22 protein-coding genes and 1 riboswitch are annotated in these 22,097 nt (G+C 71.6%); of the genes, 9 read left to right on the top strand and 13 right to left on the bottom strand.

Going from position 1 to position 22,097, the window contains the following annotated elements:
* Positions 1-26 precede the first annotated feature (26 nt).
* Complete coding sequence (locus ACSJDX_RS00520) at positions 27-1,514, bottom strand: L,D-transpeptidase family protein (RefSeq protein ID WP_438353656.1); 1,488 nt, start codon at positions 1,512-1,514, stop codon at positions 27-29.
* A 131-nt stretch (positions 1,515-1,645) separates the two neighbouring features.
* The gene (locus ACSJDX_RS00515; protein ID WP_438353655.1) at positions 1,646-2,119 is read right to left on the bottom strand and encodes a hypothetical protein; all 474 of its coding nucleotides are present in this window, start codon (positions 2,117-2,119) and stop codon (positions 1,646-1,648) included.
* A gap of 133 nt (positions 2,120-2,252) precedes the next feature.
* On the opposite strand from ACSJDX_RS00515, the gene ACSJDX_RS00510 reads away from it, so the two are divergent.
* The 6 genes from ACSJDX_RS00510 (at position 2,253) to ACSJDX_RS00485 (ending at position 8,585) form a co-directional block, all read left to right on the top strand.
* Positions 2,253-3,440, top strand: coding sequence for an ROK family transcriptional regulator (locus ACSJDX_RS00510; protein ID WP_438353654.1), 1,188 nt, complete (start codon positions 2,253-2,255; stop codon positions 3,438-3,440).
* 83 nt (positions 3,441-3,523) lie between these two features.
* Positions 3,524-4,789 (top strand): extracellular solute-binding protein, encoded by a 1,266-nt coding sequence (locus ACSJDX_RS00505; RefSeq protein ID WP_438353653.1) that lies wholly within the window; start codon positions 3,524-3,526, stop codon positions 4,787-4,789.
* Positions 4,790-4,882: 93 nt separating this feature from the next.
* Positions 4,883-5,863, top strand: coding sequence for a carbohydrate ABC transporter permease (locus ACSJDX_RS00500; protein WP_438353652.1), 981 nt, complete (start codon positions 4,883-4,885; stop codon positions 5,861-5,863).
* Between the two features lie 143 nt (positions 5,864-6,006).
* Complete coding sequence (locus ACSJDX_RS00495) at positions 6,007-6,825, top strand: carbohydrate ABC transporter permease (protein WP_438355017.1); 819 nt, start codon at positions 6,007-6,009, stop codon at positions 6,823-6,825.
* A 43-nt stretch (positions 6,826-6,868) separates the two neighbouring features.
* Complete coding sequence (locus ACSJDX_RS00490) at positions 6,869-7,813, top strand: ROK family protein (RefSeq protein ID WP_438353651.1); 945 nt, start codon at positions 6,869-6,871, stop codon at positions 7,811-7,813.
* On the top strand, positions 7,806-8,585 hold the full coding sequence (locus ACSJDX_RS00485) for a glucosamine-6-phosphate deaminase (protein WP_438353650.1): 780 nt from the start codon (positions 7,806-7,808) through the stop codon (positions 8,583-8,585). Before ACSJDX_RS00490 ends, ACSJDX_RS00485 begins: the two co-directional genes overlap by 8 nt.
* A 27-nt stretch (positions 8,586-8,612) precedes the next feature.
* Here ACSJDX_RS00485 and ACSJDX_RS00480 read toward each other — a convergent pair whose 3' ends face one another.
* The 4 genes from ACSJDX_RS00480 to ACSJDX_RS00465 form a co-directional block, all read right to left on the bottom strand.
* Positions 8,613-9,986, bottom strand: coding sequence for an FAD-binding oxidoreductase (locus ACSJDX_RS00480; protein ID WP_438353649.1), 1,374 nt, complete (start codon positions 9,984-9,986; stop codon positions 8,613-8,615).
* On the bottom strand, positions 9,983-10,378 hold the full coding sequence (locus ACSJDX_RS00475) for a YrdB family protein (RefSeq protein WP_438353648.1): 396 nt from the start codon (positions 10,376-10,378) through the stop codon (positions 9,983-9,985). The genes ACSJDX_RS00480 and ACSJDX_RS00475 overlap by 4 nt, the downstream gene beginning before the upstream one ends.
* 90 nt (positions 10,379-10,468) lie before the next feature.
* A complete protein-coding gene (gene nagA, locus ACSJDX_RS00470; protein ID WP_438353647.1) occupies positions 10,469-11,617 on the bottom strand; it encodes an N-acetylglucosamine-6-phosphate deacetylase in 1,149 nt (382 codons plus the stop codon).
* Complete coding sequence (locus tag ACSJDX_RS00465; protein WP_438353646.1) at positions 11,614-13,113, bottom strand: family 20 glycosylhydrolase; 1,500 nt, start codon at positions 13,111-13,113, stop codon at positions 11,614-11,616. Before ACSJDX_RS00465 ends, nagA begins: the two co-directional genes overlap by 4 nt.
* 127 nt (positions 13,114-13,240) lie before the next feature.
* Positions 13,241-13,325: riboswitch (ZMP/ZTP riboswitch) on the top strand.
* A 39-nt stretch (positions 13,326-13,364) separates the two neighbouring features.
* On the opposite strand from ACSJDX_RS00465, the gene glyA reads away from it, so the two are divergent.
* Together glyA and ACSJDX_RS00455 are read left to right on the top strand one after the other, a co-directional pair.
* Positions 13,365-14,639: a serine hydroxymethyltransferase gene (glyA, locus tag ACSJDX_RS00460; RefSeq protein WP_438353645.1), complete on the top strand. Its 1,275-nt coding sequence runs from the start codon at positions 13,365-13,367 to the stop codon at positions 14,637-14,639.
* A 184-nt stretch (positions 14,640-14,823) separates the two neighbouring features.
* Entirely contained in the window at positions 14,824-15,705 is an 882-nt protein-coding gene (locus ACSJDX_RS00455) for a bifunctional methylenetetrahydrofolate dehydrogenase/methenyltetrahydrofolate cyclohydrolase (RefSeq protein WP_438353644.1), read from the top strand.
* Between the two features lie 125 nt (positions 15,706-15,830).
* On the opposite strand, the gene ACSJDX_RS00450 is transcribed toward ACSJDX_RS00455, so the two are convergent.
* The 4 genes from ACSJDX_RS00450 to ACSJDX_RS00435 form a co-directional block, all read right to left on the bottom strand.
* Positions 15,831-16,565: an amino acid ABC transporter ATP-binding protein gene (locus ACSJDX_RS00450; RefSeq protein ID WP_438353643.1), complete on the bottom strand. Its 735-nt coding sequence runs from the start codon at positions 16,563-16,565 to the stop codon at positions 15,831-15,833.
* On the bottom strand, positions 16,562-17,407 hold the full coding sequence (locus tag ACSJDX_RS00445; RefSeq protein WP_438353642.1) for an amino acid ABC transporter permease: 846 nt from the start codon (positions 17,405-17,407) through the stop codon (positions 16,562-16,564). The genes ACSJDX_RS00450 and ACSJDX_RS00445 overlap by 4 nt, the downstream gene beginning before the upstream one ends.
* Before the next feature lie 20 nt (positions 17,408-17,427).
* Complete coding sequence (locus ACSJDX_RS00440) at positions 17,428-18,273, bottom strand: ABC transporter substrate-binding protein (protein WP_438353641.1); 846 nt, start codon at positions 18,271-18,273, stop codon at positions 17,428-17,430.
* 163 nt (positions 18,274-18,436) lie between these two features.
* Positions 18,437-19,000, bottom strand: coding sequence for a hypothetical protein (locus ACSJDX_RS00435; RefSeq protein ID WP_438353640.1), 564 nt, complete (start codon positions 18,998-19,000; stop codon positions 18,437-18,439).
* Between the two features lie 65 nt (positions 19,001-19,065).
* On the opposite strand from ACSJDX_RS00435, the gene ACSJDX_RS00430 reads away from it, so the two are divergent.
* Positions 19,066-19,359: a hypothetical protein gene (locus ACSJDX_RS00430; RefSeq protein ID WP_438353639.1), complete on the top strand. Its 294-nt coding sequence runs from the start codon at positions 19,066-19,068 to the stop codon at positions 19,357-19,359.
* Positions 19,360-19,378: 19 nt separating this feature from the next.
* Here ACSJDX_RS00430 and ACSJDX_RS00425 read toward each other — a convergent pair whose 3' ends face one another.
* Genes ACSJDX_RS00425 through hpaD form a run of 3 tightly spaced genes read right to left on the bottom strand, consistent with a single transcriptional unit; the run spans position 19,379 to position 22,097 of the window.
* Positions 19,379-20,179 (bottom strand): HpcH/HpaI aldolase family protein, encoded by an 801-nt coding sequence (locus ACSJDX_RS00425; RefSeq protein ID WP_438353638.1) that lies wholly within the window; start codon positions 20,177-20,179, stop codon positions 19,379-19,381.
* A complete protein-coding gene (locus tag ACSJDX_RS00420) occupies positions 20,164-20,949 on the bottom strand; it encodes a fumarylacetoacetate hydrolase family protein (protein ID WP_438353637.1) in 786 nt (261 codons plus the stop codon). Before ACSJDX_RS00420 ends, ACSJDX_RS00425 begins: the two co-directional genes overlap by 16 nt.
* 11 nt (positions 20,950-20,960) lie before the next feature.
* The gene (gene hpaD, locus ACSJDX_RS00415) at positions 20,961-22,097 is read right to left on the bottom strand and encodes a 3,4-dihydroxyphenylacetate 2,3-dioxygenase (RefSeq protein ID WP_438353636.1); all 1,137 of its coding nucleotides are present in this window, start codon (positions 22,095-22,097) and stop codon (positions 20,961-20,963) included.

Genomic DNA, 22,097 nt, shown 5'->3' with positions numbered 1-22,097 from the left:
GCCCGGATGCTCCCCGACGTCGCGGATCAGTAGTGGACCGAGACCTCGACGCCCTTCGGCGCCCAGTCGTAGACGTACTTCGCGGCCGCGATGGTCATGTTGATGCAGCCGTGGCTCATCGGCGAGCCGAAGTTGCTGTGCCAGTAGGTGCCGTGGAAAGCGACGTCGCCGTTGAAGTACGACACCCACGGCACGTCGGGCGTGAAGTAGTTCGGCGCCTGCGTGAGGTCGCGGTTGCCCATGTTCTGCATCGACGTCTTCCAGCCGATGCGGAAGTTGCCGGTGGGCGTGTAGTTGGGCGCCAGGCCGGACGAGACCGCCCACGACTGCACGACGGCGCCGTTCTCGTAGAGGTAGACGCGCTGCTGGCTGAGGTCGACGTCGATCGTGCGCACCAGGGCCGTGGTCGTGAACGGCGCCTCCGAGACGGGGAGGGCGTAGGCGGCGTTGCCGCCGGCCAGCTGCGCGGCGAAGGCCGCGGCCACGCCCGTGGTCGCGCCGAGCGTGCGCCCCACGACGCCGGGGGTCTCGTCGCTGAGCGCGTTGCCGGCCGTGTCGGTGATGGTGGTGGCGTTCACCGGTGCGCGGTCGATCAGCCCGGGCAGGACGTCGACGGATGCCTGGATCGCGGCCGTGTTCGCGGTGACCGAGAACACGCCCTTGTCGTCGGAGGCCACGGTGAGCCAGGATGCGGCGACCGCGCGGTCGATCGGCACGGTGCGCTCGGCGCCCACGTAGAAGCCGACGGCGTCGAGCATGCCGTTGAGCTTGGCGGCCTCCGCCTGGGCGTTGGCGGTGGTGGCGACCGAGTCGACCGGTACCGACGTGGCGGGGAGGTCGACACGCGTCTGGCCGGTGGCGAACGCGTCGTGCAGCGCCTTCTCGACGACGGCGAGGTCGATGCCCTCGCCGGCGACGGACGGAGCGGCGGCGAACGAGCCGGTCGCGGCGTCGAAGGAGACGGTCGCGGCGACCGGGTCGGTGAACATCGAGGGGGCGGCCCTCCGCAGCGCCGCAGTGGCGACGACCGGGTCGACGGTCACGGGGGCGTCGATCGCGGGTGAGAACCACGCGGTCGGATTCCACATCGGCCGATCGGCGAACGCGGCGTCGGCGAGGGCCTTCGCGTCGACGGTGGCGCCGAGGGCGGCACCGGTGACCTGGGCGTCGCGGCCCGCGCCGGTGAGCACGATGGTGGTCGCGTCGAGGCGCTGCTGCACGGCCTCGGCCGCGGAGCCCGGGGTGAGTCCGCCGACGGGGACGCCGGCGATGGCGGTCCCGGGGGCGATCAGCACGAGCGAGGTGGCGACCAGACCGATCAGCGCGGCGCCGGCGGGGATGCCGATCCACAGCGCGAGGCGGCGCTTCTTGGGCGCCGGCTCGACGGGGGCCCACGCGTAGCCGGGATCGCCGCCGTCGATGTCGGCGGGCGCGGTCTCGGGCAGCGCGACGGTGTCGACGGGGTCGCCGGACGGCGCCTCATCGGCTTGCGGTTTGGTGGCCAGATCGGTCACGCACGTACCCCCTTGACGGTGTTTCCCCACCACCTATGGTAAAGGACGCCCGCCGAACGCAGGCAACGGTCTCGTTACGGCTGGGGACGTCAGTCGGACGAGCGGATGCCGCGGCATCCGCTCGTCGGAACTCACGGAGTGCAGATCTCCTGGAATTTCTGCAGCGGTGCCTGGATGTCGGAGGCGATGGCGGCGGAATCTCCGAGTTTGCCGACATCTCCGTCGGCGACCGCCTTCATCACCTCTGCGGCGCGTTCGAACGCGGTACGCAGCGGGGGGAGGAGAGCGGCGACCTCGTCGTTGGTCACCTGCCCGGTCGCGTCGCCGAGCTTCGCGGCCGCGGCCTTCATGCTCTCGACCACGACCGCCGGGTCATCGGTCGCCGCGGACTGGAACTCGGTGGCGGCGTCCGAGATGGTCTGCTGCACGAGCGCGCACGCATCGGCGGAGGACTGCCCTGCATCGCCGGGCTGGTCGACGGGACCGGAGCTGGAGCCGCCGGCGGTCGAGCCCCCGCCGAACCCCGTGCAGGCGGTCAGCCCGAGCGTCGAGACGGCGGCGATGGTGAGAGCGGCGATGAGCCGTCCGGCGGGAATGCGCGGCATGGAGAACCTCCTCGTCCCGGCCCACCCTAAGCGAGCGCGGCCGCCTCCGCGAATGTAACGAGTTTGTAAACGCGCCGGTCAAAATGTGTCCCGTCGCTTGCGGATCTTTTGTTCGTAAGGTCTACTAACAAACGTGACCACCTCGGAGACGCAGAGCGCACCCTCGCTCCTGGAGACGCCGCCCCTCCCCGCCCGCACGTCCGGTGCGGGCCGCACCCTGCGGCAGGGTGCGAAGGTGCTGCCCGAGCACGCGCGCGGACACAACCGTGCCCTGGTGCTGCAGACGCTGTTCCACCGCGGGGCGATGAGCCGCGCCGACCTGTCCCGCGAGACCGGGCTCACCCGCGTCACGATCTCCGACCTCGTCGCCGAGCTCATCTCCGACGGATTCGTCGCAGAGATGGGCGTACGCGAGGCATCCGGACCCGGAAAGCCCGCGATGCTGGTCGACCTGGACCGCGACGGTCACCGCATCGTCGGACTCGACCTCTCCGGCAGCGACGTGTTCATCGGGGCGGTCCTCACGCTCGACGGAGAGATCGTCGTGCGTCGCGAGACGCCCGTGCCCGGCGCGAGCGACGACGTCGTCGCCGCGGTGGTCGCCCTCGCGCAGGAGCTCGTCTCCGAGGCCCACGCACCCGTGCTGGGGGTGGGCGTCGGCACGCCCGGTGTGGTCGACGACCGCGGCGTCATCCTCACCGCCCCCAACCTCGGCTGGGCCGGGTTCGACCTCGAAGGTGCGCTGCGCGCGGCCCTCGACCTGCCCGTGCTCGTGGCCAACGACGCGAACGCCGCGGTGCTCGCCGAGTACACCTTCGGCGGCGCCGGCGCAGACGTGCTCCTGGTCAAGGTCGGCCGCGGTGTCGGCTCGGGCCTGCTCGCCGGCGGACAGCCGCTGCGCGGCAGCCGCTTCGCCGCGGGCGAGATCGGGCACGTGACGGTCGGCACCGACGGCGGCCCGCTGTGCAAGTGCGGGAAGATCGGATGCCTCGAGGCCTGGCTGTCCGTCCCGTCGCTCACCGCGCGGCTCGACGAGGCCGGCACCGCCGCCCGCGAGGGCGTGCTGCGCGACGCGGGGGAGCGGCTCGGCATCGCCCTCGCACCCGTGGTCGGCGCCCTCGATCTGTCGGAGATCGTGCTCTCCGGCCCGTCCGAACTCCTCGACGGTCCCCTCGCGGATCAGACCGTCGAGACCCTCCGCACGCGAACGCTCGCGCGTTTCCACGACGGCGTGACCGTGCGGATGACGGAGCAAGGCCAGGACATCGTCCTGCGCGGCGCCGCCGTCATGGTCCTCTCGGGACAGCTGGGCGTCTCGTAGCGGACGGGGTCGGCACCGACCCCGCGAATCCCCCCCCGGATGGGCCACCCGGTCCATCCCCACCATGAGAACAAGGAAGTCACATGAACAAGAAGCTGGGAGCAATCGCCCTCCTCGGTGCGTCCGCCGTGGCGCTCGCGGGCTGCTCGGGAGGCGCCGGCGGCGGCGCGTCCAGCGCGGCGGCGACGGGAACGCTGACGGTCTGGCTGGTCGGCACCGACACCCCGCAGGACGCGCGCGATTACCTGAAGACGACGTTCGAGAAGGAGCACTCGGGCTGGACGCTCAACATCGAGCAGAAGACCTGGGCGGACACGAGCGACAACTACGTCGCCGCCCTCTCGTCCAACGACGCGCCCGACGTCGTCGAGGTCGGCAACACGCAGGCGCCGGGGTTCATCTCGCAGGGGCTGTTCGAGGACATCTCCGACATCCAGTCCACGCTGGGCGGCAGCGACCTGCTGAAGAGCTTCGTCGAGCTCGGCTCCGATGCCGGCAGCCTGTACGCCGCGCCGTACTACGCCGGCTCCCGGGTCGTGTTCTACTCGCCGTCGACCTTCACCGGCACCGTGCCGACGACGCTCGACCAGTACGTCGCCGACGGCGTCGCGATGAAGACCGCCACCAAGTCGGGCATCTACGCGCCCGGCAAGGACTGGTACAACGCGCTTCCCTACGTCTGGGCGCACGGCGGCGAGATCGCCGTGAAGAACGGCGACAAGTGGGATGCGCAGTTCTCCAGCGACAAGAGCGTCGCGGGCCTCACGCAGCTGCAGCAGGTCTACACGCAGGCCAACATCGCACCCGCCGACGCCGACGAGACCGACCCCCAGGTGCCGTTCTGCGCCGGCGAGGTCGGCTTCCTGTCGGCTCCCGCGTGGATGAAGTGGTCGGTGCTCGCCGCCGCCGACGCGAAGGCGCCCGGCTGCCCCGACACGGTCGGCAAGGACCTCGCCGCGTTCGCCCTGCCCGGGATGACCGCGGGCTCGGTCGCTCCGGTGTTCGCCGGCGGCTCGAACATCGCCGTCGCCGCCAAGAGCGACGCGAAGGACATGGCCAAGTCGGCCGTGGAGATCATGCTCTCAGAGGGGTACCAGAAGATCCTCGGCGAGAACGGGCTGATCCCCGCGCTCACCTCCTTCGCGAAGTACCTGCCCACCGACGAGATCACCACGCAGGCGGCGAAGGCCGCGGCCGACTCGAAGGCCGTCCCGGCCAGCCCGAACTGGGCCGAGGTTGAGACGTCGGGCATCATCAAGGACGCGCTCGTCAAGATCGCCCAGGGTCAGGACGTCAAGACGATCGCCACCGCACTGGACACTCAGATCGAGGCGATCCTCAACAAGTAGGCGGCACCGCCCGCCGGAGGGGGTTCCGGCTCGCCGGAACCCCCTCCGCAGTGTCCGACCCCCGGCATCCCGCATCCCGAGAAAGGAGGCGTCATGACAGACACCGTGCTCACCGCTCCGGCTCCGCGCCGCGCGACGAAGCGCCCGCAGCGCGCCCCGCTGACGCCCCGCGAGAAGACCCGGCGGCGCCGGGAGGCGCGCGGCGCGTGGACCCTCCTCGCTCCGTCGCTGATCATCCTCGGCGTCATGGTGGGCTACCCGGCCGTCACGATGGTCGTGCAGTCCTTCACCGACTACTCGATCAAGAACAAGGTGAAGGGCACGTTCGCCGACTTCGTCGGGTTCGACAACTACATCGCGGTCTTCACGCAGTCCGACTTCCCGGTCGTGCTGATGCGCAGCCTCGGGCTCATGGTCGCGATGACCGCGCTCATCGTGCTGCTCGGGGTGCTGGTGGCCCTCCTCATGACGCGGCTCGGTCGCGGGTGGCGCGTCACGGTCTCGGTCGGGCTGCTCCTGGCCTGGGCGATGCCGCCGCTGGCCGCCACCACCGTGTGGGGCTGGATCTTCGACACGCAGTACGGCGTGGTCAACTGGGCCCTCAACACGATCACCGGCACGTCGGACTGGACCAACCACTCCTGGCTGCTGAACCCGTGGTCCTTCTACCTCGTGCTCACGATCATCGTCGTGTGGCAGGGCGTGCCGTTCGTGGCCTTCACCACGTACGCCGCCCTGGGTCAGGTGCCCACCGAGGTGCTCGAGGCATCCTCCCTCGACGGCGCGACCGGCTTCGCCCGCTTCCGGCTGGTGGTCTTCCCCTACCTGCGCAGCGTGCTCACCGTCGTCCTCGTGCTGCAGATCATCTGGAACCTGCGCATCTTCACCCAGGTCTACGCGCTGCAGAGCCGCGGCGGTCTCATCTCCGAGACGAACGTGCTCGGCACCTACCTCTTCCGCCAGGGCGTCGGCGAGTTCGCCGTCACCAGCGCGATCGGCGTCATCATGGTCGTGCTGCTGCTGGCGATGTCGTGGGGATACGTCCGCACCACCCTCAAGGAGGAGGAGCTGTGAGCACCCAGGTCGGCATCGCCACCCAGCTCGGCACCGCCCGGGTCGAGGAGATCCTCGACGAGTCCGGCACGCCCGGCGCCCCCCGCCCGCGCTCCCTCCAGCGGCGGCGTCCCGCCCCGCGACGGGTCGTCACGCGCACCGTCCTGAACATCGCCGCCGCCGTGGTGTTCCTGTGCTCCGTGTTCCCGGTCTACTGGATGGTGAACATGTCGTTCACCCAGGGGCAGCAGATCATCAGCCGCAACCCCGACTTCCTGCCCTTCCAGTTCACGATGCAGAACTACGTCACCGCGTGGACGCGCGAGGCCGCCCCGGGGCAGACCGACTTCCCGCACGCACTGCTCACCTCGTCGATCGTCACGATCGGCGTGCTGATCGTGACGCTGCTGTTCGCCTTCCTGGCCTCGATCGCCGTCGCCCGCTTCCACTTCCGCGGGCGGCGCGGGTTCATCGTGTCGGTGCTGATCATCCAGATGATCCCCGGCGAGGCGATGATGTTCACCATCTACGGCATGATCGACGACTGGCGCCTGATGAACACGCTGCTGGGCCTCGGGATCGTGTACCTCGCGTCCGTCATCCCGTTCACCATCTGGACCCTGCGCGGCTTCGTCGCCGGCGTCCCCGCCGACCTCGAGGAGGCGGCCATGATCGACGGCTGCACGAAGAGTCAGGCGTTCTGGAAGGTGACCTTCCCGCTGCTCGCGCCCGGGCTCGTCTCGACCGGCATCTTCGCGTTCATCCAGTCGTGGAACGAGTTCACCATGGCGCTGCTGCTCATGAAGGGCTACAACCTGACCCTTCCCACCTGGCTCAACTCGTTCCAGTCGGCCACCGAGGCCACCAACTGGGGGGCGGTCATGGCCGGCGCCACCCTCATCTCGATCCCCGTCGTGATCTTCTTCCTGCTCGTGCAGGGACGCATGACCGGCGGGCTCGTCTCCGGGGCGGTCAAGGGCTGATGCGCGCTCCTTCGCCCGCCGGCTCCTCCGAGGAGGCCGGTCGATGAGACTCGGACTGGATGTCGGAGGCACCAAGACCGACGCCGTCGCCGTCGACGACGCGGGCCGCATCGTCGGGCGCGTGCGCGTGCCCACGGGATGGGGACCGGATGCCGTCGCCCGCACCGTGCTCGAGGCGGTCGACCGCCTCGTGGTCGAGGCATCCGTTCCGCGCACCGATATCCGATCGGTCGGGGTGGGCATGCCCGGCCAGGTGGAGCCGGGCACGACGCGCGTCGTGCACGCCGTGAACCTCGGGGTCGAGGAGCTCGACCTCGCCGCAGCCGTCGCGCCGCAGCTGGGCGTGCCGGTGCGCGTGGAGAACGACGTCAAGGCCGCCGCACTCGGTGCGTACGCGCTGCACTCCGCAGACGGGTGGGGCGGGGGCTCGGGATCGATGGCCTACCTCAACCTCGGCACCGGCATCGCTGCGGGCATCGTCAGCGGCGGCGAGCTGTGGCGCGGCGGACGCGGGACCGCCGGCGAGGTCGGCCACATCTCGATCGATCCGAACGGGCCGGAGTGCCGGTGCGGGCAGCGCGGCTGCATCGAGGCGCTCGCCGGCGGCGGGGCGATCGCGGAGCGCTGGGGCCGTCCGGGCGCGCTGCCGGTGCGCGACGTGTTCGACGCCGCCGACGCCGGCGACCCGGAGGCGCGCGTGCTGCGGGCGGGCCTCGCGCGCGGTGTCGCGGCGGCCGTGCGGGTGCTCGTGCTCACCGCCGACGTCGACGCCGTGGTGCTCGGCGGCGGGGTGACCGCGCTCGGCCCGCGGCTGATGGCCGACGTCGGAGCCGAGCTCACCGCGAGCGCCGCGACCTCCCCGTTCATGCGCTCGTTGCGGTTGGATGGTCGGGTGCAGCCACTGCCGGCGGGCTCGCCGGCGGCGGCGCTGGGCGCCGCGCTGATCGGCGTCGCCCACGACACCGAGGAGGCGTTCGCCCATGGCTGAGGTCATCATCGTCGAGTCCCGCGAGGCGGCCGGAGCGCTGGTCGCCGATGCGATCGTGCGTCTGGTCCGCGGGAACCCGGAGGCTGTGCTGGGCCTGGCGACCGGCTCGACGCCGCTGCCGGTGTACGAGGCGCTGCGCGCGCGGGTCGGCGAGCTCGACCTGTCGAAGGTGCGCGGCTTCGCGCTCGACGAGTACGTCGGCATCGACCCGCGGCATCCGGAGTCCTACCGCTCGGTGATCACGCGCGAGGTCGTCGAGCCGCTCGGGCTCGACCCCCGGCGCGTGCGCGTGCCCGACGGATCGCTCGACGGGATCGAGCACCACGGCAGCGACTACGAGGAGGCGATCGGAGAGGCCGGCGGCATCGACCTGCAGATCCTCGGGATCGGCACGGACGGGCACATCGGCTTCAACGAGCCCGGATCGTCGTTCGCGTCGATCACCCGCGTCAAGACCCTCACGCAGCAGACCCGCGACGACAACGCGCGCTTCTTCGACTCGGTCGACGACGTGCCGATGCACTGCATCACGCAGGGGCTGGGCACGATCCTGCGGGCGCGGCACCTGGTGCTGCTCGCGTTCGGCGAGGGCAAGGCCGCCGCGGTCGCCGGCGCCGTCGAGGGACCGGTGACGGCGTCGCTGCCCGGCTCGGCGATCCAGCTGCACCCGCGCGCGTCGGTCGTCGTCGACGAGGCCGCCGCGTCCCGCCTGCGCTTCGCCGAGTACTACCGCTACACCTACGACAACAAGCCCGACTGGCAGGTGCTGTAGGCCGACGCCGGTGACGGATGCCGGGGCTCAGGGCTGCGACGGTGCGAAGACCTTGCCGGGGTTGAGGATGCCGAGCGGGTCGAACACCCGCGTGACCTGACGCTGCAGCTCCCACTGGTCGTCGCCGAGCTCGTCGGCGAGCCAGCGGCTCTTGAGCACGCCGACCCCGTGCTCGCCGGTGAGCGTGCCGCCGAGGCGCAGCGCCGAGCGGAACAGGTCGTCGGCCGCCGCCCACACCACCGCGGGGACCTCGGGCCCCTCGAACACGAAGTTGGGGTGCAGATTGCCGTCTCCGGCGTGCGCGACGGTGGGGATGACGACGCCGTGCTCGCGCTCGACGCGTGCGATCTCGTCGAACATCGCCGGCAGGGCGCTGCGGGGCACTGAGACGTCCTCGATGAGGGCGGTGCCCATGCTCTCCATCGCCGGATGCATCGTCCGGCGGATCGTGAGCAGCCGCTCACCCTCGGCGGCATCGGCCGCCACGGCCACCGTGCCGCCGACACCGCGCAGCACCTCGGCGATCGCCTCGGCCTCGAGGTCGGCCGCGGGGCCGTCGGTCTGCACGGTCAGCTGCGCGGCACCGGCCGGCGGCGGGTCCATGCCGAGCAGGGCATGGACGGCGGCCAGGGACGCGGCATCCATCAGCTCCAGGATCGCCGGCTGCACGCCCGAGGCGGTCACAGCGGCGGAGGCGACCGCGGCCGCGCGCACGTCGGGGAACGTCGCCGTCAGCGTGCGCACCTCGCCGGGGACGAGACGCCGGAGCTTGAGGGTGGCGCCGACGACCACCCCGAGGGTGCCCTCCGAGCCGATCACGAGGGCGGTGAGATCGAGGCCGGTGACCCCCTTCACGCTGCGATGCCCGAGGTGCAGCAGCCGCCCGTCGGCCAGCACGAGGTCGACGCCCAGCACCGCGTCGCGGACGACGCCGTACTTCGCGCACAGCAGCCCCCCGGCGCCGGTGGCGATGTTGCCGCCGACGGTGGCGATCGCACGGCTGGCCGGGTCGGGCGCCCACCACAGCCCGTGCTCGGCGAGCTGCGCGTTCAGGTCGGCGTTGAGGATGCCGGGCTCGACGACGGCGAGCAGGTCGTCCGGGCGCACCTCGAGGATGCGGTCCATCCCGCGCACCGACAGGGCGATCTCGCCCGCCCCCGCGTTCGCGCCGCCGGCGAGACCCGTCCCGGCGCCGCGGGTCACGACGGGGGTGCCGGTCGCGGTCGCGATGCGCAGGGTCGCCTGGACGTCGGCGACGGATGCCGCGTGCACCACCGCGAGCGGATGCCCGGGTGCGGCGTGGCCCGACTTGTCGGCGCGCGCGGTCTCGAGGCTCGCCGGATCGGTGTCGACACGCTCTCCCAGGGCTTCGCGCAGCAGCGCGACGACGTCGGCGGTCACGCGAACCGACGCCGGCCGGCGAAGACGCCCACGGTCACCGCGACGACGGCGAAGACGAGGCCGACCCACGTGGCCCCGATGCTCCACCACGCGATGGTCGCGGCGGCGTAGACGAGCAGCTCGACGATCGCCCGCACGAACGGGTGCACCGCGAGCACGGCCCGGGGCGAGACGAACAGGGCCCACAGCAGGATCGCGACGCCCGGCGCGGCGATGCCCGCGACGATGTTCCACGGGAGCGGCCACGCGGCGAAGCCCCAGAACGCGAGCGTGCCGAAGGCGAACAGCTCGCACACGAACGCGAGCACGTCGACGGTGGACAGGGCCGGGCGCATCCCCGCCGGCAGCGGCTCGGCGGGCGCCGCAGCGCTCACGCGCGGGGTCTCGGACATGCATGGCATTCTACGCGGCGCGCCCGGGCACGGACGTCCGGGACGGGTGCCTGCACAGGTCGTGGGGCGACCGTGGAATCCGGTGCGGTGTCAGCTCCAGACGCGACGCACATGGAGGTCGGCGGACAGCAGCACGGCGTCGGCGAGGAAGCCGGGCGCGAGGCGACCGAGGTCCGCGCCGCGGCCGATCGCGTGCGCGGGGGCGGCGGTGAGAGCGTGCACGGCGTCGGTGAGCGACACCCCGGCGCCGACGGCCAGGCGCAGCGCGGCATCCTGGGTCAAGGTCGATCCGGCGATCGCGCCGCCGTCCGCGAGGCGCGCGGTTCCCCCGGTGACGTCGACCTCCAGCCGGCCGAGCACGTAGCGGCCGTCCGCCGCGCCCGCCGCGGCCATCGCGTCGGTTACCAGGGCGATGCGCCCGGGGGCGGCGGCGAACAGGATCCGCACGACGGCGGGGTCGAGGTGCACGCCGTCGGCGATGACCTCGAGGGTGACGCGCGGGTCGGATGCCGCGGCTCCGACCGGTCCCGGAGCACGGTGTCCCAGGGGCGCCATGGCGTTGAAGGCGTGGGTGAGGATCGTGGCGCCGGCGTCGAACGCGGCCCGTGCGATGTCGAGATCGGCGTCGGTGTGCCCGACCGCGGCCGCGGCACCGGCGGCCACCACGCGGCGGATCGCGTCGAGACCGCCAGGAAGCTCGGGGGCGATCGTCACCTGCCGCACGGTGCCGCGCCCGGCGGCGAGCAGGCGCTCCACCGCGTCGGGCTCGGGTGCGCGCAGCAGCGCGGGCTCGTGCGCGCCCTTGTGGTCGGGATCGAGGAACGGTCCCTCCAGGTGCGAGCCCAGGATGTCGGGGTCGGTCCGGACGAGATCGGCGACCATCGCGGTCCGTCGCTCCAGCTCGTCCAGCGGCGCCGTCACCAGCGACACCACGGCGCGCGTGGTCCCGTGCGCGTGGTGCAGGGCGCGCGCCGTGCGGATCGCCTCCGGTCCGTCGTCGTAGGAGACCCCGGCGCCGCCGTGGCCGTGGATGTCGATGAACCCCGGGACCAGCAGTGCGCCCGGACCGGCGAGGGCGGAGGCATCCGTCACCTCTTCGTCCGCGCCGACGACGGCGCGCCACCCGTCGCCCGTCCCGGTATCGGTCACGCGGCCGTCGAGGAAGCGCACCCAGGCGCCGTCGACGACGCCGTCCGCACTCCCCGGGGCGACCAGCCGCGCGGAGTGGACGAGCGTCATCCGGCGCTCCAGTCGATCTGCGGCGAACGCCAGAACCCGATGCCCTGCGCCTCCCACAGCGGAGCGAGGCCGCCGATCCGCTCGCGGAACGATGCCCAGTCGCGTCCGTCGGCGGGCGACCACGCCGCCTCGGCCGCCGCGGCGATGCGCGGGAAGGCGAGCAGGTCGATGTCGGCGAGCGTGCGGACGGTCTCGGTCCACAGGGGCGCCTCGACGCCGAGGATGTCGCTCTCGTCGATGCCGTCGATCACCGCGCTGGGCTCCCACGCGTACGCCCGCTCAATGCTCGTCGGGCCGTTCGCCCACGTCAGCCCGATCTGCGCGTCGTCGTCGTACTTCATGTCGAGGTAGACGGCGTCGGCCGGGGAGAGGATGACGCGCGCCCCGTTGCGGACGAAGGCGCGGGCCTTGTCGTCCATGCCGCCGGTGGGGACGACGAACCCCCAGTACTGCCCCACGGTGCTGTCGTCGATCGTGCGCGAGCCCGCCTCGTGCCACGCGATCGGCGTCTTGCCGAGGTCGGCGATGATGCGCGAGACGCGATCGACGAAGACGCCGAAGTCCTCGTCCTCCGTGGCGAGCGATTCGTCGCCGCCGAAGTGCAGGTACGGTCCCGGTGTCATTCCGGCGAGCTCGCCGAACACGTCGGCGACGAAGTCGTAGGTGGCCTCGTCGCGCGTCTTGAGCGAGGAGAACCCGACGGCCATCCCCGTGTAGGCGACGCCCGGCGTGGGCAGCTCACCGCCGTACGTCGAGGCGATCTCCTCGATGTGCGTCGACAGCACCGGATCCTCCGCGAGCTCGGGGTAGGCGAGTCCGACGGCATGCGTGTGCCCGGGCATGTCGAACTCGGGGACGACGGTCATGTGGCGGGATGCCGCGTAGGCGACGATCTCGGCGTAGTCGGCCTTCGTGTAGAAGCCGCCCGGATCGCCTCCGACCGCGCCGGACGAGGCCACCTCGGTGAGCCGCGGCCGCGAGGCGAGCTGCACGCGCCAGCCCTGATCGTCGCTGAGATGCAGGTGCAGCACGTTGAGCTTCAGGGCCGCCGCACGGTCGACGAAGGCCTTCACGGTCTCGAGCGGGTGGAAGTGGCGTGCGACGTCGAGCATGACGCCGCGGTACGCGAAGCGGGGGGCGTCCTCGAGCGTCACCGCCGGGATCATCCACCCGTCGCCGTCCCGCGTGATCAGCTGCCCGAGTGTCTGCGCCGCGTAGAACAGTCCGGCGCGGTCGGGCGCCGTGGCGGTGACGGATGCCTCGTCCACCGTGATGCGGTACGACTCGGCCGCCCCGCCCGGCGCGAGCCGGAACACGACGGTGCGGTCGCCGGCGGTGGGGTTCGGCGTCAGCCCCGTGCGCGTGGCGACGACGGCGGAGAGGGCGGCCGTGGCATCCGCCTCGCCCTCGATCACCGTGGACGCGTCGATCCGGAACGGCACCGCGTCCGGGGCCTCGACGGAGGCCGGGAGGGGGACGAGGGGGAGCAGGGGCACGAGGTCTCCGATCGGCGGCGCCGCTCGGGTCCACCGCTCCTCCGAGCGTGATCCATCGACGGCGACGATTCAAGTTAGGACTACTAACAAATACCGCTGTCGAGCCTACCACCGGCATCCGTTATGCTCGGAGCGTCGCGACTGGCGTTGAGGTGGGCCACCACCGGGGAGCGGCTGACAACGGCATTCGACCGCGCGCCTGGGCCGATGCGGGACACCTCATTTCCGAAAGCCGTCGTCAGGAGATCGTCATGACCGATCCGTACTTCACCGCCCCTCTCTCCGAGGTCGATCCCGAGATCGCGGAGGTGCTGCAGCGCGAGCTCGATCGCCAGCGCGGCTACCTCGAGATGATCGCGTCGGAGAACTTCGTGCCCGTCTCGGTGCTGCAGTCGCAGGGGTCCGTGCTCACCAACAAGTACGCCGAGGGCTACCCCGGTCGCCGCTACTACGGCGGCTGCGAAGAGGTCGACGTCGCCGAGGAGCTCGCGATCGCCCGCGCGAAGTCGCTGTTCGGCGCGGAGTTCGCGAACGTGCAGCCGCACTCCGGCGCCACCGCCAACGCCGCCGTGCTGCATGCGATCGCCCGCCCCGGCGACACCCTGCTCGGCCTCGCCCTTGACCAGGGCGGCCACCTCACGCACGGCATGAAGATCAACTTCTCCGGCCGGCTCTACGACATCGTCGCCTACGGCGTCGACCCCGAGACATCCGTCATCGACATGGACGAGGTGCGCCGCCTCGCCCTCGAGCACAAGCCGAAGGTGATCATCGCCGGCTGGTCGGCGTACCCGCGTCAGCTCGACTTCGCCGCGTTCCGCGCGATCGCCGACGAGGTGGGCGCGTACCTCTGGGTCGACATGGCCCACTTCGCCGGTCTCGTCGCGGCGGGCGTGCACCCGAACCCGGTGCCGCACGCGCACGTCGTCTCCTCGACGGTGCACAAGACGATCGGCGGCCCGCGCTCGGGCTTCATCCTCACCAACGATCCCGAGCTCGCCAAGAAGCTCAACACGGCGGTGTTCCCCGGGCAGCAGGGCGGGCCGCTCATGCACGTGATCGCCGCGAAGGCGACCGCGTTCAAGCTCGCGGCGACGCCGGAGTTCAAGGATCGTCAGGAGCGCACCCTGCGGGGCGCGCAGATCCTCGCCGAGCGTCTCGTGCAGCAGGACGTGAAGGATGCCGGGATCGCGGTCCGCTCCGGCGGCACCGACGTGCACCTCGTGCTGGTCGACCTGCGCGACGCGGCGATCGACGGCAAGCAGGCCGAAGACCTCCTGCACGAGATCCGCATCACGGTCAACCGCAACGCGGTGCCCAACGACCCGCGGCCGCCGATGGTCACCTCCGGCCTGCGCATCGGCACCCCGGCGCTCGCGACCCGTGGCTTCGGAGACGCGGAGTTCACCGAGGTCGCCGACATCATCGCCTTCGCGCTGATCCCGGGTGCCGACGTCGAGGCGCTCCGCGCCCGCGTCGCCGCCCTCGCCGACGCGTTCCCGCTCTACCCCGACCTGCAGCAGTAGGTCTCGCGGGATGCCGCACCCCGCGGCATCCCGTCCCCTCCCTCCCCGCCCCCTCCCGCCCCGCTCCGACAGCGAGACTGCACTCCGGCATCGAGACTCGTGCGGACCGCGGAGGTCTCGATGCCGGAGTGCAGTCTCGCTGGGGCGGCGGGGGAGAACGAACACACGAACGAAGGACGGACGGATGACGGCGATCAGGCTGGACGGGAAGGCCGCGGCGGCCGAGATCAAGGCCGAGCTCGAGGAGCGGGTCGCGGCGCTGCGCGCGCGCGGCGTGGTGCCGGGCATCGCGACGGTGCTCGTCGGGGCCGACCCCGCGTCGCAGCTGTACGTCGGGATGAAGCACCGCCAGTCCGAGGCGATCGGGATGAACTCGATCCAGGTCGAGCTGCCCGCCGACGCCACGCAGGCCGAGGTCGAAGCGGCGATCGACGCGCTCAACGCCGACCCCGCGTGCCACGGCTACATCGTGCAGCTGCCGCTGCCGAAGCACCTCGACACCGACGCGATCCTCGAGCGGATCGACCCGGCGAAGGACGCCGACGGCCTGCATCCGACCAACCTCGGCCGGCTGGTGCTGAACGTCAATGCGCCGATCACCACGCCGCTGCCGTGCACCCCGCGGGGTGTCATCGAGCTGCTGCTGCGCAACGACTACGACCTCACGGGCAAGCACGTCGTGGTCGTGGGTCGCGGCGTCACGATCGGCCGCTCGATCGGGCTGCTGCTGACCCGGCGCGCCATCAACGCCACCGTCACCCTGACGCACACCGGCACGGTCGACCTCGGCTCCTACCTGCGGCAGGCCGACGTGATCGTCGCCGCCGCCGGGGTGAAGCACATCGTGCGCGCCGAGCACGTGAAGCCGGGCGCCGCCGTGCTCGACGTGGGGGTCACGCGCGAGACCGACCCCGAGACCGGCAAGGGCGTCGTGCACGGCGACGTGCATCCGGATGCCTCGGAGGTCGCCGGCTACCTCTCGCCCAACCCCGGCGGGGTCGGGCCGATGACCGTGGCACTGCTGCTCACCAACGTCGTGGAGGCCGCCGAGCGCTCCCTCGCCTGAGCCCCCGATCGCGGCGCTTCTGCCACACATCCCTGCACTCGCCCCTGCGAAAAGGCACCGGCAATCGCCCATTCGTGTCACGAACACGTGGGTGGGTGGGGTGCGCCCAGATGGGGTGGCCGAGGTCAGGCCATGAAGCGCGTCAGGAACTCCCGGGTGCGGGCCTCCCGCGGGGCGGCGAACACCTGGGCGGGCGGTCCCTGCTCGACGATTCGCCCCGCGTCGAGGAACACCACCCGGTGCGCGACGTCGCGGGCGAACGCCATCTCGTGCGTGGCCATGAGGATCGTCGCCCCGTCCTCGGCCAGGCTGCGCACGAGCTCGAGCACCTCGCCGACGAGCTCGGGGTCGAGCGCCGAGGTGATCTCGTCGAGGAAAAGCACCTCGGGGTCGGTCGCGATCGCTCGAGCGATGGCGACGCGCTGCTGCTGACCTCCCGAGAGCCGGTCGGGGTGCTCCTTGGCCTTGTCGGCCAGTCCTACGCGGTCGAGCAGGGCGAGGGCGCGTGCGTCGGCCTCGCGACGAGGCATCCGCTTCACCACCCGCGAGGCGAGCGACACGTTGTCGAGCACCGAGAGGTGGGGGAACAGGTTGTAGCCCTGGAAGACCGCACCGAACCGCGCACGCACGGCGTTGCCGTCGACGCGCGGGTCGGAGATGTCCTCGTCGCCGAGCAGGATGCGCCCGTCGTCGATCGGCTCCAGGAGACCCAGACAGCGCAGGAGCGTGGACTTGCCCGATCCGCTCGCGCCGATCAGGGCGACCACCTCGTGGCGGGCGAGGTCCAGGTCGATCCCGCGCAGCACCTCGTGCCCGGCGAACGCCTTCCACACCTCCTCGGCGCGCAGCAGGGCGGTCACAGGATCGACCCCGTCTGCTCGCGGGCGCGCAGTCGCGCGGTGTACCAGTCGGTCACGCGGATGGTCGGGATCGCCAGGAGCACGAACAGGATGCCGGCCACGACGTACGGCGTGAAGTTGTAGGTCTGCGCGGTCATCGACCGGGCGGCGGCCACCGCGTCGATGGCGCCGAGGATCGAGATCAGACCGACGTCCTTCTGCATGGAGATGAAGTCGTTCATGAGGGGCGGGGTCATCTTGCGCAGCGCCTGGGGGAGCACGACGCGGCGGAGGGTCTGCGTGTGCGTGAGCCCGAGGGCGCGCGCGGCGAGTCGCTGCGACGGGTGGACCGCCTCGATGCCGGCGCGGATGACCTCGGCGATGTATGCCGAGTACGTGAGGGTGATCGCGATCACCCCGAGCACCACCGGCGGAATACGGGTGCCGGTGACCGTCGGCAGGCCGAAGCCGATGAGGTAGACGACGATGATGAAGGGGAAGCCGCGGAAGAGATCGGTGTAGGCGGCCGCGAGCACCCGCAGGGGGAAGAACACCGGGCCGCGCAGGGTGCGCAGCAGCGCGATGCCGAGCCCCGCGATGCCGACCGTGACGGTCGACAGCGCCAGCACCTGGAGGTTGAGGAGGAATCCCTCCCAGACCGTCGGCAGCGCGCGCAACGCGACGGCGGGGTCGAAGAACGACTCCTGCACCGCGGCCCAGCCGGAGGTGTTGACGACCGTGACCCAGACGACCGCGGCGAACACGATCGTCGAGGCGACGGCGACGAGCACCGAGCGCTGCTCGCGGCCGCGACGGTAGGCGCGGCGGCCCTGCTCGAGGGCGCTCGGGATGTGGGTGGTCACGCGACGACGCTAGCGCGACGTCACTGCAGCTGGGTCACGCCCGGGCGCGTCAGCCACTCCTGGGCGAGGCGGTCGAGCGAGCCGTCGGCCCGGAGCTCGTCGATCGCGGCCGACACCTTCGCGGTGAGCGGGGAGCCCTTCGCGAGCACGACACCCCACTCGTCCGCGACGTTGCCCTTGGGCAGCGCGCCGATGAGGAACGAGTTCGGGATGTACTGCGAGACGGCCAGCAACGCGGTGTCGAGGTCGATCACGAACGCGTCGAACTGTCCCGCCTTCAGCGCGGCGACGGCGTCTTCGTTGGAGTTGTAGAGCTGCGGCGCCGCGTCGGGCTTGATCACGTCGTCGATCGTCTGCGCGCTGGTCGATCCCGACATCGCGCCGAAGGCGAGCTTCTTGAGCCCGGCGATGTCGGTGACCCCGTCGGCCGGGCCCCCCTTGATCGCCACGACGGCCTGGCTGGCGGAGTAGTACGGCGTGGAGAAGTCGACGGCCTGCTTGCGCTCATCGGTGATCGTGTACTGCTGGATGTTGAAGTCGAAGCTCTTCGGGCCGGGCGCGATGGCCGCCTCGAAACTCGTGCGCGCCCACTCCACGTTCTCCTTCGCGAAGCCGAGCTTGTCGGCGACCGCGTACGCGACGGCGGCTTCGTAGCCCTTGCCGGATGCCGGGTCGTTGCCGATCACGTAGGGCTCGTAGGCGGTCTCGCCCGTGGCGATCGTCAGCTTGCCGGGGGTGATGTACCCGGCGTCGCCGGTGGTGGGGTCGCCGGCGGAGCCGCCCGACGCCGAGGCGCAGCCGGTGAGGGCCAGGGCGGCCACGACGAGGCCGACGGCGGCCGCGCGAAGGGAACGGGGACGAGACATGATGCCTCCAGGACTCGGGGGTGCGTGCGCGCGCTCGTGCTGCCGGCGCGGCTGGACTGCGTCCATCATCTCGCCCGGGCGTCTCGTCGCGGGCAGCCGACGTCGGTTTGTTACAGGGTCGTCACCACGCCCGACGGGCGGATCCGCCGCGAGCGAGCGGCTCTCAGCCCTTCCCGAGCTCGTCGAGCATGCGCCGCTGCTCGTCGGTGAGCCCGTCCTGCAGCTCCCGCTGCGCGGCCTGCGTCTGCGGCGAGGGGACGGCGGGCGCGGCATCCGGAGCGCTCGCGTCCACCGCGGGACGGCCCCCGCGCGCCCGGTCGTACAGCGCACCCGCGCGCGCCTCGATGCGATCGTCGATCGCGTCGTACACGACCCACGCGAGGAGCAGGATGAACGGCGGCAGCACATAGCCCCAGAACCAGCCGTTCACCCGCACCCCTGTGAACGCCACGGTGATCACCCAGACGATCGCGGCGACCACGAGGACGAGCGCGAACTGCACCACCTTCTCGCCCGCCTTCGTGCGCTGCGCGGCCGACTTCGCCGCCATCGCCCGGAACCACCGTGTGATGAGCGGCTTGATCCAGAGGGTCGCCGCGGTCAGCAGCACGCTCGCCCACAGCACCGACCAGCCCACGCTCACCGAACTCAGCACCAGGCCGATCAGCAGCAGCACGACGACGTTGAACACGTAGAGGGACACGAAGCGGATGAGCCAGGCGCGCATGCGCCTACAGTGGCACGGCGGCACGGGTGGTGCAACGCACCCCGGCGGGGTCTAGCGTGAGCCTCGTGAGCGACGGCGCGCAGGGCAAGGCGATCGAGGCGGCCATGCGCCCGATGCTCGTCTCGCTCGGGCCGTGGGGCGTCGACGAGTGTCATTGGATGGCTGCGCCGGACGGTGAGGCCGCGGTGTGGATCCGCACCCGCACCGAGCTGCAGAGGGTGTCGCTCGAGGCCCAGCCGTGGCTGCGGGCACAGGTGGAGATGATGCTGACCCGTCTGGGGGTCGGCTACGACATCGTGTCGCAGGTGCGGCTGAGGCTCACCTCGGCGGAGGCGCAGGAGCACCTCTTCGACGAATGACCCGGCGCAGGCCGAGGGCTCAGTAGCCGGCGCGCCCGACGCCCTCGCCCGCGCTCCAGCGGGCCGCGAGCGCCTCCGAGCCGCGCGCCAGCAGGGCGACGTCCGCCCCCACGAGCACGAACGATGCCCCGGCATCGACGTACTCCTGTGCCACGGCCGGGTCGAACGCGTTCACGCCCACCGGCTTTCCCGCGGCGCGGACGGCGTCGAACGCCCGGCGGACCGCCGCGACCACGCCCGGGTCGGTCTGCCGGCCCAGCACGCCCATCGAGGCGGCCAGGTCGGACGGCCCGACGAACACGCCGTCGACGCCCTCGACCGCCGCGATGCCGGCCGCGGCCGACACGCCCTCGGCGGTTTCGATCTGCACGAACAGCGACACGTGGTCGGCGGCGTCCTCGAGGTACCCGTCGACGCGGTTCCAGCGCCCGGAGCGGGCGAGGGCGCTGCCTACGCCGCGCACGCCGCGCGGCGGGTAGTGCACTGCGCGCACGACGTCCTCCGCCTCCGCCACCGAGGAGACCATCGGCACGAGCACGTTCTGCGCCCCGAGGTCGAGGACCCGCTTCATCGTCACGACGTCACCGTCCGGCACCCGCACGACCGCCGTCGAGGGGTACGCGGCGACGGCCTGCAGCTGCGCGAGGGTCGATTCCAGGCCGTTGGGGGAGTGCTCCATGTCGATGAGCAGCCAATCGAGCCCGGCACCCGCGCAGATCTCCGCGACGAGGGGGCTGCCCGAGCAGACCCACATCCCCGCGAGGGGGCGGGATGCCGCGGCGAGCCGCTCGCGGAAGGTCGGGGTCAGACGAAACGGCATTCGATCACTCCCAGTTCTCGGTAGTCGCACCGCACGGTGTCGCCCTGCGCGACCCAGACCGGGCGGGTGAACGACCCGGCCAGGATGATCTCGCCGGCCTCGAGGCGCGCGCCGTGCTGGGCGAGCTTGTCGGCCAGCCACGCCACACCGGTGGCCGGATGCCCGAGCACGCCCTGGGCGACGCCGGTCTCGATGATCTCACCGTTGCGGGCCAGCACGCCCGGCACCCACCGCAGGTCGATCTCGTCGGGGCGCACACGGGTCGAGCCGAGCACCATCGCGCCGTACGCGGCGTTGTCCGAGATCGTGTCGACGATCGTGCGGCCCTCGAGCTCGATGTGGGAGTTGAGCACCTCCAGCGCCGGCACGACGTGGTCCGTCGCGGCCAGCACGCGCTCGAGCGTGCAGCCCGGCCCCTCCAGCGGCTCCTTCAGCACGAAGGCGAGCTCGACCTCGACCCGCACGTTCGAGAAGCGGTCGGCCGGGATGTCGGCGCCGCTCGCATGCACGGTGTCGTCGAACATCACGCCGTAGTCGGGCTCGGTGATCCCGGTGGCCTCCTGCATCGCCCGGGAGGTGAGCCCGATCTTGCGGCCTACGAGCCTGCGTCCGGCAGCGATGTTGCGGTCGCGCCAGACGCCCTGGATGGCGTAGGAGTCCTCGATGGTCGCCCCCGGGTAGCGTGCGGTGATCCGAGGGATCACGCCGTGCGTGCGATCGGCCTCGGCGAGCTCGGCGGCGATCGTGTCGATCTGCGCGGGAGTCAGCATCCGTCGTCCTCCTAGAGCTGGTTGCCCAGCTTGAACTCGTCGTCGTCGCGGCGCGTGTAGCTGAAGCCGTCGGCGCCGATCGTGACGGCCATCTCGGACGAGTCGGTGCGCGAGACCACCGGCTGGGGGTTCCCGTCGAGGTCGAGCACGAGCGAGCCGTCGGTGTACCAGGACGGCACGACGGGGTTGCCCCACCAGTCGCGGCGCTGGTTGTCGTGCACGTCCCACGTCACGACGGGGTTGTCGGGGTCACCGGTGTAGTAGTCCTGGGTGTAGATCTCCACGCGGTGCCCGTCCGGGTCGCGCAGGTAGAGGTAGAACGCGTTGCTCACGCCGTGGCGGCCGGGGCCGCGCTCGATGGCGTCGGAGCGCCGCAGCGCGCCGAGCTTGTCGCAGATGGCGAGGATGTTGTGCTTCTCGTGGGTCGCGAAGCACACGTGGTGCATGCGCGGCCCGTCGCCGCCGGTCATCGCGGTGTCGTGCACGGTGGGCTTGCGGCGCATCCACGCCGCATAGACCGTGCCCTCCTCGTCCTGGATGTCCTCGGTCACGCGGAAGCCGAGCGATTGCATGAAGTCCACCGCGCGCGGCACATCGGGCGTGATCTGGTTGAAGTGGTCCAGGCGCACCAGCTCGCCGGGGGTGTGCAGGTCGTACCGCCAGGACAGGCGCTCGACATGATCGGTGGCGAAGAAGAACTCGTAGGGGAAGCCGAGCGGGTCGACCACGCGCACGGAGTCGCCGATGCCCTTCGTGAAGCCGTCGGGATCACGGCGCACATCGCAGCCGAGCTCGGTGTAGAACGCCACGGCCAGGTCGAGGTCGGCGGCCGAGCGCACGCGGTACGAGAAGGCGGCCACCGCCGCCACCGGGCCGCGGCGCAGCACGAGGTTGTGGTGGATGAACTCCTCGGTCGAGCGCAGGTAGATCGCCTCGTCGTCCTCCTCGGTCACGTGCAGTCCGAGCACGTCGACGTAGAAGACCCGGGAGGCGGCGAGATCGGTGACGATCAGCTCCATATAGGCGCAGCGCAGGATGTCGGGTGCCGGGGCGACCGGGGTCGGGATGGGGTTCTCGGCGCGGATCGGGGCCTCCTGGCTGACGTAGAAGCCCGACGAGGTGAGGGTCATCTGATCGCGGTGGGTCAT

It is taken from the genome of Microbacterium fluminis (genome assembly GCF_051549805.1).
In the GTDB taxonomy this organism is placed as follows: domain Bacteria; phylum Actinomycetota; class Actinomycetes; order Actinomycetales; family Microbacteriaceae; genus Microbacterium.
The sequence above is the reverse complement of the archived record's forward strand: the minus strand, read 5'-3'. Positions and strand labels throughout refer to the sequence as shown.

Bases quoted from the DNA above. Each gene is read 5' to 3' on its own strand.
- ACSJDX_RS00515 (WP_438353655.1), bottom strand. From the start codon at position 2,119: ATGCCGCGCATTCCCGCCGGACGGCTCATCGCCGCTCTCACCATCGCC.
- ACSJDX_RS00485 (WP_438353650.1), top strand. From the start codon at position 7,806: ATGGCTGAGGTCATCATCGTCGAGTCCCGCGAGGCGGCCGGAGCGCTG.
- ACSJDX_RS00500 (WP_438353652.1), top strand. From the start codon at position 4,883: ATGACAGACACCGTGCTCACCGCTCCGGCTCCGCGCCGCGCGACGAAG.
- ACSJDX_RS00505 (WP_438353653.1), top strand. From the start codon at position 3,524: ATGAACAAGAAGCTGGGAGCAATCGCCCTCCTCGGTGCGTCCGCCGTG.
- ACSJDX_RS00475 (WP_438353648.1), bottom strand. From the start codon at position 10,378: ATGTCCGAGACCCCGCGCGTGAGCGCTGCGGCGCCCGCCGAGCCGCTG.
- ACSJDX_RS00435 (WP_438353640.1), bottom strand. From the start codon at position 19,000: ATGCGCGCCTGGCTCATCCGCTTCGTGTCCCTCTACGTGTTCAACGTC.
- ACSJDX_RS00420 (WP_438353637.1), bottom strand. From the start codon at position 20,949: ATGCTGACTCCCGCGCAGATCGACACGATCGCCGCCGAGCTCGCCGAG.
- ACSJDX_RS00490 (WP_438353651.1), top strand. From the start codon at position 6,869: ATGAGACTCGGACTGGATGTCGGAGGCACCAAGACCGACGCCGTCGCC.
- hpaD (WP_438353636.1), bottom strand. From the start codon at position 22,097: ATGACCCACCGCGATCAGATGACCCTCACCTCGTCGGGCTTCTACGTC.
- ACSJDX_RS00425 (WP_438353638.1), bottom strand. From the start codon at position 20,179: ATGCCGTTTCGTCTGACCCCGACCTTCCGCGAGCGGCTCGCCGCGGCA.
- glyA (WP_438353645.1), top strand. From the start codon at position 13,365: ATGACCGATCCGTACTTCACCGCCCCTCTCTCCGAGGTCGATCCCGAG.
- nagA (WP_438353647.1), bottom strand. From the start codon at position 11,617: ATGACGCTCGTCCACTCCGCGCGGCTGGTCGCCCCGGGGAGTGCGGAC.
- ACSJDX_RS00455 (WP_438353644.1), top strand. From the start codon at position 14,824: ATGACGGCGATCAGGCTGGACGGGAAGGCCGCGGCGGCCGAGATCAAG.
- ACSJDX_RS00440 (WP_438353641.1), bottom strand. From the start codon at position 18,273: ATGTCTCGTCCCCGTTCCCTTCGCGCGGCCGCCGTCGGCCTCGTCGTG.